Source organism: SAR202 cluster bacterium (assembly GCA_016872355.1).
GTDB lineage: Bacteria > Chloroflexota > Dehalococcoidia > Lucifugimonadales > VGZY01 > VGZY01.
Genome location: VGZY01000004.1, coordinates 1 through 16593, shown reverse-complemented (window position 1 = coordinate 16593; position 16593 = coordinate 1). Strand labels below are relative to the sequence as shown.

At 61.3% G+C, this 16593-nt stretch carries 19 protein-coding genes and 1 pseudogene; 13 read left to right on the top strand and 7 right to left on the bottom strand.

Annotation, left to right across the window (positions count from 1 at the left end; translation table 11 throughout):
• The first annotated feature begins 15 nt into the window (after positions 1-15).
• The 7 genes from FJ319_01660 (at position 16) to FJ319_01630 (ending at position 6948) form a co-directional block, all read left to right on the top strand.
• Positions 16-249 (top strand): ribbon-helix-helix protein, CopG family, encoded by a 234-nt coding sequence (locus tag FJ319_01660; protein MBM3933004.1) that lies wholly within the window; start codon positions 16-18, stop codon positions 247-249.
• Complete coding sequence (locus FJ319_01655; protein MBM3933003.1) at positions 250-678, top strand: PIN domain-containing protein; 429 nt, start codon at positions 250-252, stop codon at positions 676-678.
• A 58-nt stretch (positions 679-736) separates the two neighbouring features.
• Positions 737-1747 carry a GDSL family lipase gene (locus FJ319_01650; GenBank protein MBM3933002.1) on the top strand — a complete coding sequence of 337 codons (1011 nt, stop codon included), beginning with the start codon at positions 737-739 and terminating at the stop codon, positions 1745-1747.
• Between the two features lie 209 nt (positions 1748-1956).
• The gene (locus FJ319_01645; GenBank protein ID MBM3933001.1) at positions 1957-2643 is read left to right on the top strand and encodes a hypothetical protein; all 687 of its coding nucleotides are present in this window, start codon (positions 1957-1959) and stop codon (positions 2641-2643) included.
• A complete protein-coding gene (gene carB / locus FJ319_01640; protein ID MBM3933000.1) occupies positions 2633-6067 on the top strand; it encodes a carbamoyl-phosphate synthase large subunit in 3435 nt (1144 codons plus the stop codon). The genes FJ319_01645 and carB overlap by 11 nt, the downstream gene beginning before the upstream one ends.
• A gap of 144 nt (positions 6068-6211) precedes the next feature.
• Positions 6212-6496 (top strand): hypothetical protein, encoded by a 285-nt coding sequence (locus tag FJ319_01635; protein ID MBM3932999.1) that lies wholly within the window; start codon positions 6212-6214, stop codon positions 6494-6496.
• A 32-nt stretch (positions 6497-6528) separates the two neighbouring features.
• Positions 6529-6948, top strand: coding sequence for a hypothetical protein (locus FJ319_01630; protein ID MBM3932998.1), 420 nt, complete (start codon positions 6529-6531; stop codon positions 6946-6948).
• A gap of 2 nt (positions 6949-6950) precedes the next feature.
• Here FJ319_01630 and FJ319_01625 read toward each other — a convergent pair whose 3' ends face one another.
• Together FJ319_01625 and FJ319_01620 are read right to left on the bottom strand one after the other, a co-directional pair.
• Positions 6951-7298, bottom strand: a complete 348-nt coding sequence (locus tag FJ319_01625; GenBank protein MBM3932997.1) for a DUF86 domain-containing protein — start codon at positions 7296-7298, stop codon at positions 6951-6953.
• Positions 7288-7599, bottom strand: coding sequence for a nucleotidyltransferase family protein (locus FJ319_01620; protein MBM3932996.1), 312 nt, complete (start codon positions 7597-7599; stop codon positions 7288-7290). The genes FJ319_01625 and FJ319_01620 overlap by 11 nt, the downstream gene beginning before the upstream one ends.
• Before the next feature lie 111 nt (positions 7600-7710).
• Between FJ319_01620 and FJ319_01615 the strand changes: the two genes are divergently transcribed.
• A complete protein-coding gene (locus FJ319_01615) occupies positions 7711-7824 on the top strand; it encodes a hypothetical protein (GenBank protein MBM3932995.1) in 114 nt (37 codons plus the stop codon).
• Between the two features lie 92 nt (positions 7825-7916).
• Here FJ319_01615 and FJ319_01610 read toward each other — a convergent pair.
• The 4 genes and pseudogenes from FJ319_01610 to FJ319_01595 form a co-directional block, all read right to left on the bottom strand.
• Positions 7917-8201, bottom strand: a pseudogene (locus FJ319_01610) (type II toxin-antitoxin system RelE/ParE family toxin).
• Positions 8202-8205: 4 nt separating this feature from the next.
• Entirely contained in the window at positions 8206-8400 is a 195-nt protein-coding gene (locus FJ319_01605; protein MBM3932994.1) for a type II toxin-antitoxin system prevent-host-death family antitoxin, read from the bottom strand.
• A 137-nt stretch (positions 8401-8537) separates the two neighbouring features.
• The gene (locus tag FJ319_01600) at positions 8538-9041 is read right to left on the bottom strand and encodes a GNAT family N-acetyltransferase (protein MBM3932993.1); all 504 of its coding nucleotides are present in this window, start codon (positions 9039-9041) and stop codon (positions 8538-8540) included.
• A 24-nt stretch (positions 9042-9065) separates the two neighbouring features.
• The gene (locus tag FJ319_01595) at positions 9066-9494 is read right to left on the bottom strand and encodes a hypothetical protein (GenBank protein ID MBM3932992.1); all 429 of its coding nucleotides are present in this window, start codon (positions 9492-9494) and stop codon (positions 9066-9068) included.
• Between the two features lie 484 nt (positions 9495-9978).
• On the opposite strand from FJ319_01595, the gene dnaA reads away from it, so the two are divergent.
• The 5 genes from dnaA to FJ319_01570 all read left to right on the top strand — a co-directional run bounded on the left by dnaA (position 9979) and on the right by FJ319_01570 (position 14837).
• Entirely contained in the window at positions 9979-11385 is a 1407-nt protein-coding gene (gene dnaA / locus FJ319_01590; GenBank protein MBM3932991.1) for a chromosomal replication initiator protein DnaA, read from the top strand.
• 263 nt (positions 11386-11648) lie between these two features.
• Positions 11649-12938 carry a GTPase ObgE gene (obgE, locus tag FJ319_01585; GenBank protein ID MBM3932990.1) on the top strand — a complete coding sequence of 430 codons (1290 nt, stop codon included), beginning with the start codon at positions 11649-11651 and terminating at the stop codon, positions 12936-12938.
• Entirely contained in the window at positions 12923-13564 is a 642-nt protein-coding gene (locus FJ319_01580) for a nicotinate-nucleotide adenylyltransferase (protein MBM3932989.1), read from the top strand. The genes obgE and FJ319_01580 overlap by 16 nt, the downstream gene beginning before the upstream one ends.
• Positions 13516-14145, top strand: coding sequence for an orotate phosphoribosyltransferase (pyrE, locus tag FJ319_01575; protein MBM3932988.1), 630 nt, complete (start codon positions 13516-13518; stop codon positions 14143-14145). Before FJ319_01580 ends, pyrE begins: the two co-directional genes overlap by 49 nt.
• The gene (locus FJ319_01570) at positions 14037-14837 is read left to right on the top strand and encodes a histidine phosphatase family protein (protein ID MBM3932987.1); all 801 of its coding nucleotides are present in this window, start codon (positions 14037-14039) and stop codon (positions 14835-14837) included. The genes pyrE and FJ319_01570 overlap by 109 nt, the downstream gene beginning before the upstream one ends.
• Before the next feature lie 159 nt (positions 14838-14996).
• Here the strand turns inward: FJ319_01570 and nirK are convergent, their stop codons facing one another.
• A complete protein-coding gene (gene nirK / locus FJ319_01565) occupies positions 14997-16160 on the bottom strand; it encodes a nitrite reductase, copper-containing (protein ID MBM3932986.1) in 1164 nt (387 codons plus the stop codon).
• Between the last annotated feature and the right edge of the window lie 433 nt (positions 16161-16593).

The following is a 16593-nucleotide window of genomic DNA, read 5'->3' as shown; positions in this document are numbered from 1 at the left end:
TGATGAGGTGACTTGATGCGCACCACGCTGAATATTGATGAGAAGCTGCTGGATGAAGCCATAGCTGATACCGGGGAGAAGTCCAGGAGCAAAGCCGTAGAAGCCATACTGCGCGAGTATCTGAGGCGCAAAAAGATCGATACGCTCCGGAGGCTGGCCAAGGAGCACTCGCTCAAGGACGATCTGCGAGAGCATCGAGATGTGGACATCGAAAGGCAGAAGCGGCTCGACAAACTGAGGGGTAGTTAAGTGATCGTCGCCGATTCCTCCGTATGGATAAACTTCCAAAGGCTGCCGGAGTCGCCGGATGCGATGGCCTTTGACACCCTGCTGGCCGCAGACGAGGTTGTTCTGGTGGCGCCCGTTCTGACAGAACTTCTTCGCGGCGCCCGGGATGAGAAGTCGTACAGGTTCTACCGGGACTTCCTGAGCGCTCTCAAGTACGTTGAGGCCGATAGAGAGACCTGGATACTGGCCGGCGAGATCTCGCACGCCCTTGACCGGAGGGGACTGCGCGTCGCTCTGGGAGACCTGTTAATCGCAACCCTCGCCATCCAGAACGATTTGCCTTTGTACGCTCTGGATGGAGATTTCGACAAGATACACATGGTCCGCAGCATCAAACGTTACCGGCCGAGTGAGGAGATGGGGCGTGAGGGTGCGGTAACTGTGAGATGAGCTTGTGGCGCTGACGCATACAGGTCCCGGATAAGAAAGCAATAGAAAGCAGCCCGATATGATCATACCCGCAGACTCGCCCAGGCTGACCTGGCAGGGCGCGATATCGCTGGAGCACGGCGACGGCTGGGTAAAGCCGTGGCGCATCCCGTACAAAGAGGCCGCGCTCTTCCCGCCGGCAGACCGGGTGCCGAAGCACGCTCAACTGCCCGCCGGAGTCCGCATCTCGTTCCGGACGGACACGCGCTCGGTGGCGGTCAACGCGGAGGTGGTCTCTGACGTCTCACCCATGCCGCAACAGTACGGCCTGATAGACGTATGCTCCGACGGCGCGTTCCACTGCACCGCGAGGCCGCAGGATGGACGCTACGTAGTCCGGGGGCTGCCGCAGGGCAGGAAGGTCGTCGAGATATGGCTGCCGCAGGCCGTGGAGATCAGGGTCAAGAGCATCGAGGTCGATGACGGCGCGTCGGTCGGGCCGAATATCGACAAGCGCCCCAAGTGGGTGGTGTACGGCAGCTCTATCACCCAGTGCGCGAAGGCGGACAGCCCCAGCAACACCTGGCCGGGCGTCGCCTCCCGCTCGATGGGGCTGGACCTGACCTGCCTGGGCTACGGCGGCAGCTGCTACATGGAGCCGATGGTGGCGCGCATGGTGCGCGACCTCCCGGCCGACTACCTGACGATGAAGGTGGGGGTGAACATCTACTCGGTGAACGCTCTCAGCCTTCGAACCTTCCGGGCGGCGGCGATAGGCTTCGTGAAGATCGTGCGAGAAAAGCACCCGGGCACGCCGTATATTGTGACCTCGCCCATATGGTCTGCCCCCAAGGAGACTACACCGAACGCCGCGGGGCTGACGCTGCAGGCGATGCGCTCCGAACTGGCGGAGGCGGTCGCCGCGCTTCGGGCGCTGGGCGACAGGAACGTCCACTACCTGGACGGCCTCAAGCTGCTCGGCCCGGAGTCTCCGGACCTGATGGGCGACCCCACGCACCCGAACGCGGATGGGTACAGGCACATGGGCGAGGCGTTCGTGAGGGAGACGAGGGCGGTGTTTGGGAGGTAATGACTGGCGGGCAAAGGTTGATGTAAATGGCTAACCCGTCATTCATTCGGTATTTTGTCGTTGGGCCATCGATAAGTTGGTGGCTTAATTGTGCGGACCCTGCCTTGACTTTGAAGGGGTGGACACTATTACGCCCAGAAGATTTTCGCTATGAGCTTTCGTACGGCTATGATCCGGAAGTTTACAATCCTCCTAGCCTGACACGATATTTGACCAACAGTCTTGAGGAAGCGCACATCGTCGTGGAGTACAAGGGCGAATGTCCGCGGTCGCTGCTTTTCCCTAATGAGGATGACTACACGCTTTTGGACGACTTATTAATGTTCATGACACCTTGCTCTGGCACAATCTGCCAATACGTCTGGAAAGAGCAAAACCCCATTTCGACCGACGCGACCATAAAGACCGGCAGGAGCATTCGAAGAGGCGATTATGGGGGAGATGAATGGGCTCTTGGGCGCAACAAGTCCTTCGCTCTTTTCGAGGGCATATCAACCCGGATTCCCTCCATACCCTCCGAACAACCCTCTCGCGCGCTGAGCTGGTTCGTGAGCGCTCAAAGGGAATTTGAACTGGGACGACCACTCGTGGAAACGGCTTTGAATTGGGTATGTCTGGAATGTCAGGGCAACCTGCTCTATCCAAAGCTTAAGGGTATGAAGCAAGTACAGGAGCTCTTAAGTAGGCAGGGGTTTCCTCTCGTTCCGAAACTGGGCCATTTCTATGGCCTGCGGAACAACGCGTTCCATCAAGGCAAACTCGTAAAGCTTTCCGAAGACGATGCCCAAGCGACTCGTACAGCCGGCCGATCACTCGCCCGCGCCCAGATTTTGAACCTCTTGGGTGTTGACCACACAGAATTTAGAAAAGAGTTCGTTCAGAAATATGCCAACTAAGCCATCGAAGGTCCTCGTAATCGGTTCGGGCCCAATCGTCATCGGGCAGGCGGCGGAGTTTGACTACGCCGGCACGCAGGCGTGCAAGTCGCTGCGGGAGGAGGGGATCACCACAGTGCTGGTGAACTCCAACCCGGCGACGATCATGACCGACGAGGATATCGCGGACATCGTCTACATCGAGCCGCTTACCGTGCCGGTGATCGAGCGGATCATCGCGAAGGAGCGGCCGGAGGGCCTGCTGCCCAACCTGGGCGGTCAGACCGCCCTCAACCTCGCCGTGGAGCTCGCGGAGGCGGGCATCCTCGAAAAGTACAACGTGAAGCTGATGGGCTCCAACCTCCGCGCGATCAAGTACGCGGAGGACCGCGACCTCTTCCGCAACCTGCTAATCGAGATCGGCGAGCCGGTCCCGCCGTCCGAGACGGTCAATAACATGGAGCAGGCCAGGAAGGCGCTCACGGACATCGGCCTGCCGCTCGTCATCCGCCCCGCGTTCACGCTCGGCGGCACCGGCGGCGGCATCGCGAACAACGTCGAGGAGTACCTCGCAATCGTGCAGGGCGGCATGGACGCCAGCCCCATCCACCAGGTGCTCGTCGAGCGGTCGCTTGTGGGGTGGAAGGAGCTGGAGTACGAGGTGATGCGCGACGGCGCGGACAACTGCATCACCATCTGCAACATGGAGAACATCGACCCCATGGGCGTGCACACCGGCGACAGCATCGTCGTCGCGCCCAGCCAGACGCTGACGGACAAGGAGTACCAGATGCTCCGCACGTCCGCGCTCAAGATCATCCGCGAGCTCGGCATCGAGGGCGGCTGCAACGTGCAGTTCGCGCTCGCGCCCGGCGACGTGGTGGGCAAGACGCTCCCGGACGACGGCCAGAAGGGCAGCCCGTACTTCGTCATCGAGGTCAACCCGCGCGTGAGCCGCAGCTCCGCGCTCGCGTCCAAGGCGACCGGCTACCCCATCGCGCGCGTGGCGGCGAAGATCGCCATCGGCAAGCGGCTGGACGAGATCCCCAACGCGGTCACGAAGAAGACCGTAGCGGCGTTCGAGCCGGCCCTCGACTACTGCGTCGTGAAGATTCCGCGCTGGCCTTTTGATAAATTCCCCACGGGCAACCGCAAGCTGGGCACGCAGATGAAGGCGACGGGCGAGGTCATGGCGATCGACCGCACCTTCGAGGCGGCGTTCCAGAAGGCCGTGCGCTCGCTGGAGATCGGCAGCCGGTCGCTGCTGTGGGAGGACTCCTCCTGGAAGATCGACAAGGATGCCGTTGAGGCGAAGGACACGCCCACTTCCACGCTCAAGTACTCCGATCCCGAGCTGAAGGACCTCCCGCTGCACCCGACCGACGAGCGGCTGTGGGCGCTCATGTACGCCCTCCGCCGCGGCGTGCACCCCGAGACGCTGTCCCGCATCACCGGCATCGACCCCTGGTTCACCCGCGCCTTCCTCCGCATTACGAAGATGGAGGAGCGCCTGATGCATGAGACCGTCACGCGCGACCTCCTCTGGCAGGCGAAGCGGATGGGCTTCTCCGACCGCAAGATCGGCGTGCTGTCCGACCGCACCACCGACGAGGTCCGCACGATGCGCGGCAAGTGGGGCATCCGCCCGGTCTACAAGATGGTGGACACCTGCGCGGCCGAGTTCGAGGCGCACACGCCCTACTTCTACTCCAGCTACGAGCAGGAGAACGAGGCCGAGCCGATGCCCGGCGCGAAGGCGATCGTCGTCGGCAGCGGCCCGATACGCATAGGGCAGGGGATAGAGTTCGACTACTGCTCGGTCCACGCCGCCTGGGCGCTGCAGAAAGAGGGCGTCAAGAGCGTCCTGGTCAACTCCAACCCGGAGACGGTCTCGACGGACTTCGACACCACGGACCGGCTCTACTTCGAGCCGCTGGACGAGGAGAGCGTTCGCGATATCATCGAGAATGAGACCGGGGACGCAGGCGACTCTCATTCTCTTACCTCTCCCTCGACGGGAGAGGTCGACCCCGATGCCTCATCGGGGTCGGGTGAGGGTGAAATACCCGCGACGATGGTGCAGTTTGGCGGGCAGACGGCGATCAACCTTTCGCAGGGCCTCGATAAGGCCGGGCTGCCGATCCTTGGCTCGTCAGCGGCGTCGATAGATACGGCTTCGGACAGGCACCTTTTTGAAGAGTTCCTGGCGCGCATCGGCATCCCAAACCCGCCGGGCGCTGCCGTCGTGAACCTGGAGCAGGCGCTCGTGGTGGCGCAGGAGATCGGCTACCCGGTCCTCGTGCGCCCCAGCTACGTGCTGGGTGGTCGCGCGATGGAGGTCGTGCAGAACGCGACCGAGCTGGTGAAGTACATGGCCGAGGCGCAGAAGGCCGGCGAGGGCCGGCGCGTCCTCATCGACAAGTACTTCGCCGGCCGCGAGGTCGAGGTAGACGCGGTGTGCGACGGCGAGACAGTCCTCATCCCCGGCATCATGGAGCAGATCGAGCGCGCGGGCGTTCACAGCGGCGACTCTATGGCCATCTACCCCGGCCTCACGCTGACCGAGGAAGAGGTCAACACCGTCGTGGACTACACGACGCGCATCGGCCTGGCGCTGGGCGTGCGCGGCCTGATGAACATCCAGTACGTCGTCGTCGGCGGCTCCGCCTACCGCAGCCCGGACAGGGGGCGCGGCAATGGCGAGAAGACCGAGGTCTACGTTATCGAGGTCAACCCGCGCTCCAGCCGGACGATCCCGTTCATATCGAAGGTCACGGGTGTCCCGATGGTGCGCCTGGCCGTGAACGCCATGCTCGGCAAGACGCTCAAGGAGCAGGGCTACAAGGGCAGCCTGTGGAAGCGCCAGAAGCTCGTCGCGATCAAGGCGCCGGTCTTCTCGATGCAGAAGCTCGTCGGCGTGGACACCTATCTTGGCCCGGAGATGAAGTCGACCGGCGAGGTGATGGGCATAGACTACGAGTTCCGCCCGGCGCTGGCGAAGACGCTAATGGCCGCCGGCCTGATGCTCAAGCCCAACGGCGCGATCCTGCTCAGCCTGTCCGATCGCTCGAAGGCCGAGGCGGTGCCGATGATCAAGGACCTCCACGCGGCGGGCTACAAGATGTACGCCACCGAGGGCACCGCGGCAATGATTGCGGGCCTGGGTATGCCGGTCGAGGTGATCACCAAGCGCCTCGACCAGGGCCACCCGAACGTGCTGGACGTGATAATCGAGGGCAAGGTCAACGCTGTCGTAAACACCGTCACCGGCGACCGCGCGACGCTCCAGGACGGCTTCAAAATACGCCGCACCGCGGCCGAGCGCCGCATCCCGTGCTTCACCTCGCTCGACACCGCCCGCGCGGCCGCCGAGAGCCTCGCCAACGGCGCGGCGAGCGATTACAACATAAAGCCGCTTCCGGAGTACAGGAAGGGGAAGAGGTAGGGGCTGAGTAGCAGACGAACCCAGGCCACTCTTGTTTCTCCCCCTGAGGGGGAGATGTCGCCGCTCCGGGCGACAGAGAGGGTGTCGGAGGGGTGCTGCCCCGATTCAGCCGATGCGGCACCGGCTTCATGCGGGGTCTTCGAGGTGCTGGGTGCTGGTGCTGGTGCTGGTGCTGGTGCTGGTGCTGGTGCTGGTGCTGGTGCTGGTGCTGGTGCTGGTGCTGGTGCTGGTGCTGGTGCTGGTGCTGGGAACGAGGATGAGCCATGCACGGTTCCACAGCAAGGCGAGGCCGGATTTCGTAGGGGCGCACTGCGTGCGCCCGCCACGTTTCTACGTTTGGGGTCGGATAATCACATATTGTCACCCAACACAGAAGGGCCTGATGCTCATCGACATGCAGTCGTCCTGGCTCCTTCAGCGAGTGCCTGATGTAAGATAGGGGCGTCAGGAGGCTCACCAAAATGTCAGCAGAGTTCTCTCTCCCCAGGCTCCTCGGCATCAAGCCCGGCAATAGCATCCTTATCCTCAACGCGCCCGAGGGGTACGTCGAGAAGCTCCGCGCCGCAGGCCTTCCCAAGACTATGCCTATCGCGACGAGCGTAGCGGGCGCTACCAGGTACCACGTGGTCCAGGGGTTTGTGTACAGGAAGGCCGATGTTGAGCAGGTCGCCCGGACCGCCATAGGCGCGGTGACGGCGGGCGGTACGGTATGGCTGACTTACCCCAAGAAGTCAATGAAGCTCGATACCGATCTGACCCGGGATGATGGCTGGGCCGCGGTCTCCGAATTGGGGTGGGGAGCCGTATCTAACTTTGCGGTTGACAAGACGTGGACGGCCAAGCTGTTCACGCCAGGCGGCATAAAGGGCGGCAGGCGGTAGGGCTAGGGATCTCGGCCCAAGACATGAAGTAGACTTTCGAGCCGAGGTAATAGTAACGGAAGGTCCACAGTCGCAGTCTTCCAAACGATGTCAAGGTCGACGTCATCATACCTGTGAATCAGGGCATTACGCATGCCGACTATCTTGTGCCAGGGCATCTCCTGATCGAGGGCCAGTGTGTCGTCGCTTAATCGATTAGTAGCCTCGCCAATAATCTCAAGCCGCCGAATCACAGCGTCCTGTAGCATATAGTCTTCAAGGAAAGCGTCTTTGGTGACGCCGTTCATATAGGTGAAGATCAAATTAGACGCATCGACGATGTCTAACAGACATTCCCTATCACGCCGCATGAACCACTACCGCCGAATCCAGTATTGCCTTCTTGCGAATAGGGTTGCGGCTTCGTTCCACGCCTCTACGACTTACTAAATCTACAGGTCTTCCGAACAGTTTTTCTAACTCGATCTGCATATCAGCCAAATCGAACAGGCTCGTATTCGAGTCCGGCTCGAAAGTCACCAGCACGTCGATATCGCTGTCCGGGCGGAAGTCCTCGCGAAGGACCGACCCAAAGAACGCGAACTCCTTGACGCGCCACTTCCGGCAGAACTCTCCTATCTTTTCCGAAGGAATATCTATTGCCAGTTTCACTTTCGCGCCTCCGGCATTGTTGATGACGGATTACTTCCTGTTAGGATAACACTAGCAAATGGTCTCGTCATTCCGCAGACCACGGCCCCGCCTTCGTCCAATGGAGTCTCCATGACATCATCGCTCTACCACATCGCCGATGAGCTGCGCGCCATTGCCAACATGGGTCTGCGCCATGCGGCCAACGACTACGACATTGGCCGCTATGAGCGCATCCTGCCCTGAGCGCCGGGCCAGGCGAAGACGGTGCCGCTGGTGTTCAGGCAGATGAAGGGAGAGGTAGAGGTGCCGAACTTCGATAGGTCGGGGTAGACTTTCTACTTGTAGGCCTCACTGCGGTGCTTCACACGCATCACAAAGACGGCCTTGTTCGAGTCATCTATTTCATGAATGACTCGAAGTGTGCCTATCCAAACTCGCCAGTCACTCCTTGAGCCAGATAGCTTTCTCACGCCGACTGGCCTGGGATTCTCAGCAAGAGACCTGATGACCTTAATCACTCTTTCAAATTCCGAAGCGGTAAGCTAGTTGAGGTCCTTCTCTGCAGTGCGTTCCAGTTGAACGCTATACATCTGTTGTAGCGCGCTCCCGTAGAAACTCATCAAGCTACCGGAACTTAAGAGGCTTCTTCCGCATTTCTCTGAGGTCGTTCAGCTCGTCCATATCCTCGAGCCGCTCCAACATATCGCGGTATTGCTCGATGCTGATGATAACGGCGGATGGCTCCCCGTTCTCCATTACAACCTGGACCGGCTTTCGCTTTGCTCTCGCGCCCATGGCGACCTCTCGAATGCTATCCATAATTTCAGGTAAGCATAGCACCACAAGAACTCTAGTGTAAGGCAGCAATGGCCCGACGGAGGAGGCTTGGCAACCAGCACGTTTGTGCTATCTTTGAGCTGTAAGACGCAGCACATTAACAACCAAAAGGGTCGGGCTTAGTCCAGCCGCTTCACCATCACCCATATTACCTCGCGAACGGGCTCGAGGGCGCCGTTTTCGCCGGCGCGCTCCCAGCGCTCCACGATCGGCGCGCCGGAGCTGCGGTAGCCGAGGCGCTTGTACAGCCGCGAGGCGTCCGTGTTGGCCTGGGCAACTTCGAGGTTGACCGTCGAAAGGCCCTGGCGCCGGGCCTCTTCCTCCACCGCGCGGACAAGCGCGGCGCCGATGCCCCTGCGTCGATAGTCCTTGCCTACGTCCAGCGCGAAGAGCCGGAGCGACCCCGGCAGCTTGTGGCGTGGGCCGCCGTGGCTCACGGTGGCAACCGGCTGGCCGTCGAGGTCCGGGACCCACAAAACGCGGTGGCCTTCGAAGTGCTCCTGCAAGCGCATGGCTATCTGCCGGCGGCTCACTTCGGGCTCAAGGGCATCTGAAAGGGGAACTACATCCTCTATCCTGGCCTCGCGGACCGTCACCCTTGCGGCGCCTCTTGCAGTCGTCAAATCCCCACCCCCTTGACGGCCCGGCTACGCCGTCGCTCCACCGCTGATATCGCCGGGGACCGATGCCAGGACCTCCCGGACCTCGTTGATAAGCATCCGGGCGTCCAGGCACATGCGCTCGACCCTCGACTCCATGCTCCTGGGGAACTGGAGGCTCTCGTAGTCCTCTTTGAAGCCGTAGGCGTCCATAAGGACTCCCCGGAACCTGAGGTCAACCACGCCGGTGTTAATCACTTCAGACTCGAAGGTCTTGATGACTTCGAAGTCGGACTCGGGCAACTCCCCTTTACGGTGGAGCACAACCGCCTGAGCGCTTCTGAGCATGGCGTCGTACGCCCTCTCGCTGGCGGCCTCCGTCTCCATTCCTCCCAGGAGGCCTCGCGCCTCGGCGAGGGAAGCCTCTGCCTGCTCAAGCAAAACACCGGCTGTCCCGCGCGCCACACCTTGATCCATACGCATCCTCCCACCCCGCCCGGGTCTGTCCATGGCTCCAGCATAGCACCACACCAGAGCAGTCTGCTTGTTCCCGAGATGGTTCCACTGGTCGAAGCTTTCGGGCGACAAGAGTTCTGGAAATTGATTAATCAATTTGTTTGATTGGCGTAGCGTTTTAGTATTATCCGCGTATGAAACTTGTTAGTTGGCGGCGACCGTTGTGCTAAAGAGACGCCGATGCATACAGCGCGGGCGGCTACACAAGGCCGAATAAGCGTGTTCGAATGACAAAGAAAACACTTTACTCCATTTATGGTGCAGTCTACGCCGCTCCCGCACGGGAGCGGCTTGTTACAGCCCTGCACGGCAAATATACATCTTACGGAAAATCGGCGTGAAAGTCAGTCTTTTCGGACTTGCGGACCAATGAAAAACTCGTGCTAGAATCTGCGCACCCCCGACACATATACCGTCCCGGCCCCGTTTTGACAATGCGTGACACATGCTCCGGCGCGGGGATCGTCTCAGGAATTCGAAAATGGTCCTAATCTCTGTTCAAAAAGCTGAAAAGGTCTGGGAGGCCGTCCAGGGAGAGCTACAGCTCTTGCTTCCCAGGCCCAGCTACGAGACCTGGGTCAAGGACACACAGGGCCTGGAGCTCACCGACTCCGAGCTGGTTGTCGGCACGCCCAGCGCATTTGTCTCCAGCATGCTGGAGGAGCGGATGTACTCGTTGATCAGCCAGACCATCGAGAAGGTCGTGCAGCGTCCCATGGAAGTCCGCTTCGATGTTGTCGCTTCGGACGGCTCTCTGAAAGCCTCGCCGAGCGACAGGCCAGCGACGGCTGCGGCGCCGCAAGCGGCAGCGCTTGCGCCTTCGCTCCTCGCCTACAACCGGCTCAACCCGAAGTACACTTTCGATACCTTCATCGTCGGCAAGTCCAACGATCTGGCGCACGCCGCGTCCATGGCGGTCGCGGACCGGCCCGGCGCGGCGTACAACCCGCTCTTCCTGTACTCCGGCGTGGGCCTGGGCAAGACGCACCTGCTGCACGCCGTCGGCCACCGGCTGATGGCGCGCGGCCTGGCCCTCATCTACTGCACCACGGAAGAGTTTACCAACGAGTACATCAAGTCGATCCGCGAAGGGAGAGCCGAGGACTTCCGCAACCGGTACCGCAGCGCGGACGTGCTCCTGCTGGACGACATCCAGTTCCTGATAGGCAAGGAACAGACCCAGGAAGGCTTCTTCCACACCTTCAATGCGCTGCACATGGCCGGCAAGCAGGTGGTAATCACCAGCGACCGGCCGGTCTCCGGGCTCACGCTCCTTGAGGACCGTGTCAGCTCGCGACTTGCCGGCGGTCTCGTGGTGGACATCCAGACCCCGGACCTCGAGACGCGCATTGAGATACTGCGGGCCAAGGCCGAGGGGACCGCGCACCACTTCCCGGCCGACGTGCTCGAGCTCCTGAGCAGGCGCGTCCACAAGAACATCCGGGAGCTGGAAGGCTGCCTCAACCGCGTCGCCGCTCTTGCCCAGCTATCGAGAAGCGTCATCAACCTGGACTTCGTGAAGAAGGCGATGTCCGACGCGCTGTCGCCGGCGCCCGCCAGGCGCGTCTCGGAAGAGGTAGTCATCAATGCCGTCTCGGCCTACTTCTCGATAGACAAGCAGACTATAGTTGGCAAGCGGCGTGACAAGGCTGCGGCGCTCGCCCGCCACGTCGCAATGTACCTCCTGCGCGAGGAGGCGAACCTGCCCCTCACCACGATCGGCCGCCTGCTCGGAGGCAAGGACCACACGACGGTCCTGCACGCCTGCCAGCGGATCACCGCCCAGATAGACGCCGACGCCCACCTCCGGCGCGACGTCATCAACATACGCGAAGCCCTCGCCGCCGCCTGACCCCCGAAAACGACGCTTCAGCATCTATAATAGTCCCAGGCCCACAGGATATGTGGATAACCGCCCGTACCCTGTGGAAAACCTCCCTTGGATGTGGGCAAGTCAACGCGCGTGGGGATTCGTTTTTTTTATTCCACATTTTTTCAACCCCTGTCCAACAGCCCACCTACATTCTTTCCAGCGCACGCGCGCCTGTAGAACGGGTCCCTTGACCGAATGGCGCTGTTTCAACACGCCTATTGCTGTTAATACAGAGAAAAGAAATACACATGATAGACAGAGCATTCATTACCATAAGAAGCGGTAAGGGCGGCAACGGCGCAATCAGCGGACGCCGGGAGAAGTTCATAGAGTACGGCGGCCCAGATGGAGGGGACGGCGGCAACGGTGGGAACTTCTACTTCAGGGCGGATGAGAACGTTAACACCCTTGTTGCATTCAGGTACAAGAAGGACTTTGCGGCTGAGGACGGTGAGAACGGCGCTCGTTCCAAGAGATACGGCAAGTGGGGGCAGGACCTCGAGATCGTTCTTCCGGTAGGCACAGAGATTTGGAACGACGAGGATGGTTCCATGATTGCAGACCTTACAAAGCACGGGGAGAAGGTCCTTGTAGCGAAGGGAGGCAAGGGAGGTCGCGGAAACGCAAAGTTTGCAAACTCAGTCAACCAGTACCCCGTTCTGGCGGAAGAGGGTGAGCCGGCGGAAGACCTCCGCCTCAGACTTGAGCTGAAGTTGATTGCGGACGTTGGACTTGTCGGCGCGCCTAACGCAGGAAAGTCCAGCCTGATATCAGCCGTAAGCGCCGCAAGGCCGAAGATAGCCCCATACCCATTCACAACCCTTGAGCCCCTTCTGGGAGTCGTCCAGCACAGGGACAAGTCGTTCGTGATGGTCGACATCCCTGGCCTGATCGAGGGCGCTCACGAGGGCGTTGGACTCGGGCACGACTTCCTTCGCCACATCGAGCGCACGAGGGTGATAGTCCATGTCGTCGACGGCACTCTGGAAGACCCTGTCGCTGAGTACGAGAAGATAAGGGCTGAGCTGGAGGCCTTTGACGATACGCTTATCGAGAAACACGAGGTGGTTGCAGTCAACAAGTCGGACGTGCCTGAGGCCGAAGTTGGTTACCGGGCTATGAAAGCGCACCTTGAAGGGAAGAAGGTCTTCGCTATATCCGCCGCAGGGCGCACCGGTATGGTTGAGCTTCTGGATGAAGTGCTCATCGTTCTGGAGAAGGCCCGTACCGAGGAATCAGCATCGCGGGAGCGTGAGCGCACGGAGCAAGAAGAGCTTGAAAAGGTCCCGGTCCTCCGTCCGAGGCCTGTCGATGTCAGGCCGGAGATAATCAAGAAGTCGGATACACGGTATGTAGTCAAGTTCAAGCCTGCAGAGAGAATGGCCGCTATGGTAGACTCTGGAGACTGGAACGCCAGGGCGCAGTTCTACGAGATGTTGCGGAAGATGCGGGTCGTGGACGCGCTGGAGAAGGCAGGCATCGGCCCCGGCGACACCGTCGTAATCGGCAAGATGGAATGGGAATGGGACTAATTATGAAGCTTGGCGTCTTCGGCGGCACTTTCGACCCAATCCACCTTGGACACCTTTACATAGCGGAAGAGGCACGGGAGCACCTTGGGCTGGACGAGGTGCTGTTCATTCCGGCAGGTCAGCCATGGTTCAAGACCGGCCAGCACATCACCGAGGCCCACCACCGCCTGACGATGACAGAGCTGGCGGTTGCTGAAAATCCGTACTTCAAGGTCACCGACATGGAGGTCCGGCGCGCGGGGCCTACCTACACTGTTGACACCCTTGAGCAGCTCCGGGCCAGCCGCGGGAGCGAGTGGGAGTTCTACCTTATCGTGGGCCTGGATGCGATCAAAGACTTTCAGAAGTGGCAGAAGGCCGACCGCATACTGGATCTCGCCACTGTGGTCGGCATGACCCGTCCCGGCGTGGACAACTTCGACCCTGAGCCGTTCGAGACGGTCAAGAAGGGGTCATCCGAGAAAGTGCTCGTCGTCCACGGCCCTTCCGTTGACCTTAGCGGCACCGACATCCGCATGCGTGTGACAAACGGCATGACCATCAAGTACCGCGTCCCCACGGCCGTTGAGGCCTACATATACAAGCACCGCCTGTACCACTGGGAAGGCACGTCAAAAATAGTCTGAACGAGAAAGGACGAAGCGTGTCCACGGCAACCGGCAACGACAAGATACTGGAGCTCGCAAAGAAGCTCGGCGCCCTGAAGTTCGGCGAGTTCAAGCTCACATCCGGGCAGATGAGCAGCTACTACTTCGATGGCCGCCTGCTGACCTTGGACCCGGAGGGCGCATACGAGTCGGCCAAAGCCCTGGTGCCGCTGCTGACGGCCGCCGGCGCAGAGGCCGTCGCAGGCCCCGCCGTGGCCGCGGTGCCGATGGTGGCGGCGATAGCAGTCGTGAGCCACCTGGAGGGCAGGCCCATCCCGGCGCTCATCGTGCGAACCGAGGCCAAGCAGCACGGCACGAAGAAGATGATCGAGGGCACGCTCAGGCCGGGGATTAAGGTCGCGGTGGTGGACGACACCTGCAGCACCGGCGGCAGCCTGAACCATGCGATTGAGGCTGTGGAGGCGGCCGGGTGCAAGGTGGTCAAGGTAGCATGCATCCTGGACCGCAACATGGGCGGCGGCGAGGGCATTCGCAGCCGCGGCTACGATTTCACATCCCTTCTGGTCGCGAACGAAAAGGGCGAGATAAGCGCCATATGAAACTCATCATCGTGCGGCACGCGGAGAGCGGCGGCAACGCCGAGGGCCGCATGCAGGGCCACGCCGACTTCCCGCTCAACGACAAGGGGCGAGCCCAGGCGCAGAAGCTCCGCGAGGCCTTCGAGCGCGAGCAGCTCCGGCCGACCCACATCTACTCCAGCCCCCTCAAGAGGTGCGCGGAGACCACGCAGATCGCCCTCGGCTACCTGTCCCCCCTTAGCGTGGAGTACTGGGACGACCTGAAAGAGCACGATATGGGCGCTCTCTCGGGCCTGACCGTTGCCGAGGCCGCAGTGAAGTACCCGCACATCGACTTCGAGGCCGAGAGGCTGAACGCGTGGAACGGCGTGCCCGGCGTGGAGACGAGCGACCTTCGGCAAGCGCGCGCCCGGCGGGTTGTGCGGACGGTCCTGGACTGCCACGAGAACGACGCCCGGGTAGCGCTAGTAAGCCACGGAGGGATCACCCAGTACATCCTGGGCGCGCTCATGGGCACGGAGCGCGCCTGGGGGCTTGCGGTGGCGAACACCGGCGTCTTCGAATTCGCAATCGATAAGCCGCGCTGGCACTCCAACGGCCACGACAGGCGCAATCCCAACAACGCCCGCATCCTCCGCTTCAACGACGCCCGGCACCTGGACGGAATGTCCACCGCCGCAAACGCGGACGTTGGACAGACGAAAAAGGGGTAGGGGGCCGTCCTCGTCTCCCCCACGGGGGAGACCACAGAGGGGGTCTTCAGACCGAGACTGTCGGACTGGACTTCAATGCCGATCTAGCCTGAACAGAGGAAGGGGCCGGCGATTGCCGGCCCCTTCTCGTTTCGGACCTCCGCGTGTAGCCGCCCCCTTCTAGTGGCCGGACATCACGCCCTCGCTCGACTTTATCGGGTGGTAGACCTCAGGGTTGTCTTCCCCTTCCACCGCAATCACCGCAATCGCGCCCTTGTGGATCCTGAAGATCGAGTGGTCCACGAGTATGTAGTTTCCGGGCACCTCCAGCGTGAACTCCACGCCCGTCGCGCCGCCCGCCGGCACGAGCGTTGTCTGAATATTCTTGTTGACCAGGTCGAATGACCCCTCGACGTATACCTTGTCGAACACCTCGCCGATGACGTGGAAGCTGGACACCAGGTTCGGCCCGATGTTGCCCACGAAGAGCCTTACCGTTTCGCCCGTCTTGACCTTGACGCCCTCGTACGTTCCCATTGCCCTGTCGCCCATCGCTGCCTCGGGCCGGCCGTTGAACATCACGAACGTGGGCTCTTCCAGGTTGCCGTACTTGTTGGAGTACTGCAGGTAGCCCTTATCGGCCAGCGCCTGGTAGCCTTCCTCGCCGCCCTTCTCGGTGTAGTACTCGTGCTGCATCACATAGAACTCGTGGTCAACCGCAGGCAGGCCTTCCTCCGGCTCCACCACGATCAGGCCGTACATGCCCTGCGAGATGTGCATCGGGATGTCCGGCGTCGCGCAGTGGTAGATATAGATACCCGGGTTGAGCAGCTTCACCTGCAGGTGGCTCACCTCGCCCGGCTTTGTCCCTAGCGCCACCGCGCCACCGCCCGGTCCTGTCACTGCGTGGAAGTCCACGTTGTGCGGGATCTTGTTGGTATCCGGGTTGTGCAGGTAGAAGTCCAGCGTGTCGCCCACCCGTCCGCGGAGCATGGGACCCGGTATGCCGCCGTCGAACGTCCAGACCGTGATGCCCGTGCCGTTTACGATCTGCGCCACGCCTTCCTTGACGGTCAGGTGCGCCTCGATCGTGAGCGGCCCCGTGCGCTCAACCTCTCTGGAGAACTTGCCGTTCTCATAGAGCGTGTAGTTAGACGAGCGAGGCATATCGTTCGGGTGGCGGGACACCTCCGCCATCGTCGTAACGAGCGGCCTGGCTGTGGCCGTCGGCACTGCCGCCTGCGAGGGCGGCTGCGCTGGGGGCGCCGACGGGATGGACGGCGCAATGGGAGTCGCGTCCCTCTCCGCCAACCACTCCGCGCAGGTTGCGCCGGTAAGCACCATAGCCCCAAGCACGCCGCCCAGCACCCACAACCCCATAGTCTTTCGAAGTCCGTTCCTGATATCCATTTCGTCCTCCCTGGTCCGGCGGTCTTGCCCCCGCCGGCGCCTTTTCAATCTCATCAGCTTCATGATAGGCCCCGGCCCCTGGCGGTCGCCCCGCTACCCGGTGTAGTCGCGGGGTAGTCCGGGAAACAAAAAGCGGGTAGCAGATGGCTACCCGCTCGGGTAGGGGAGTGGCAACGACCACCCATATGGTGTGTTGCACGCCCTTTCAGGGCTCCCCGCATCGTTCTCCCCATGGACGTCCAAGGGTAGACGTGATGGGCATCCATTCTGAATCATTTCTATTCCTCCCCGATGCGGCTCATCTCTTGGGATTAGGCGGCCGTCATCGCTATCACAAGGACTATTCTGCACCCACTCTATTATTTTG

Excerpts from the sequence above, each read along its gene's own strand:
- FJ319_01630 (MBM3932998.1), top strand. The coding sequence starts at position 6,529 with ATGTCAGCAGAGTTCTCTCTCCCCAGGCTCCTCGGCATCAAGCCCGGC.
- FJ319_01580 (MBM3932989.1), top strand. The coding sequence starts at position 12,923 with ATGGGAATGGGACTAATTATGAAGCTTGGCGTCTTCGGCGGCACTTTC.
- FJ319_01625 (MBM3932997.1), bottom strand. The coding sequence starts at position 7,298 with ATGCGGCGTGATAGGGAATGTCTGTTAGACATCGTCGATGCGTCTAAT.
- carB (MBM3933000.1), top strand. The coding sequence starts at position 2,633 with ATGCCAACTAAGCCATCGAAGGTCCTCGTAATCGGTTCGGGCCCAATC.
- FJ319_01650 (MBM3933002.1), top strand. The coding sequence starts at position 737 with ATGATCATACCCGCAGACTCGCCCAGGCTGACCTGGCAGGGCGCGATA.
- FJ319_01660 (MBM3933004.1), top strand. The coding sequence starts at position 16 with ATGCGCACCACGCTGAATATTGATGAGAAGCTGCTGGATGAAGCCATA.
- FJ319_01570 (MBM3932987.1), top strand. The coding sequence starts at position 14,037 with ATGCATCCTGGACCGCAACATGGGCGGCGGCGAGGGCATTCGCAGCCG.
- FJ319_01605 (MBM3932994.1), bottom strand. The coding sequence starts at position 8,400 with ATGGATAGCATTCGAGAGGTCGCCATGGGCGCGAGAGCAAAGCGAAAG.
- nirK (MBM3932986.1), bottom strand. The coding sequence starts at position 16,160 with ATGGTGCTTACCGGCGCAACCTGCGCGGAGTGGTTGGCGGAGAGGGAC.
- FJ319_01615 (MBM3932995.1), top strand. The coding sequence starts at position 7,711 with ATGACATCATCGCTCTACCACATCGCCGATGAGCTGCGCGCCATTGCC.
- dnaA (MBM3932991.1), top strand. The coding sequence starts at position 9,979 with ATGCTCCGGCGCGGGGATCGTCTCAGGAATTCGAAAATGGTCCTAATC.
- FJ319_01595 (MBM3932992.1), bottom strand. The coding sequence starts at position 9,494 with ATGGATCAAGGTGTGGCGCGCGGGACAGCCGGTGTTTTGCTTGAGCAG.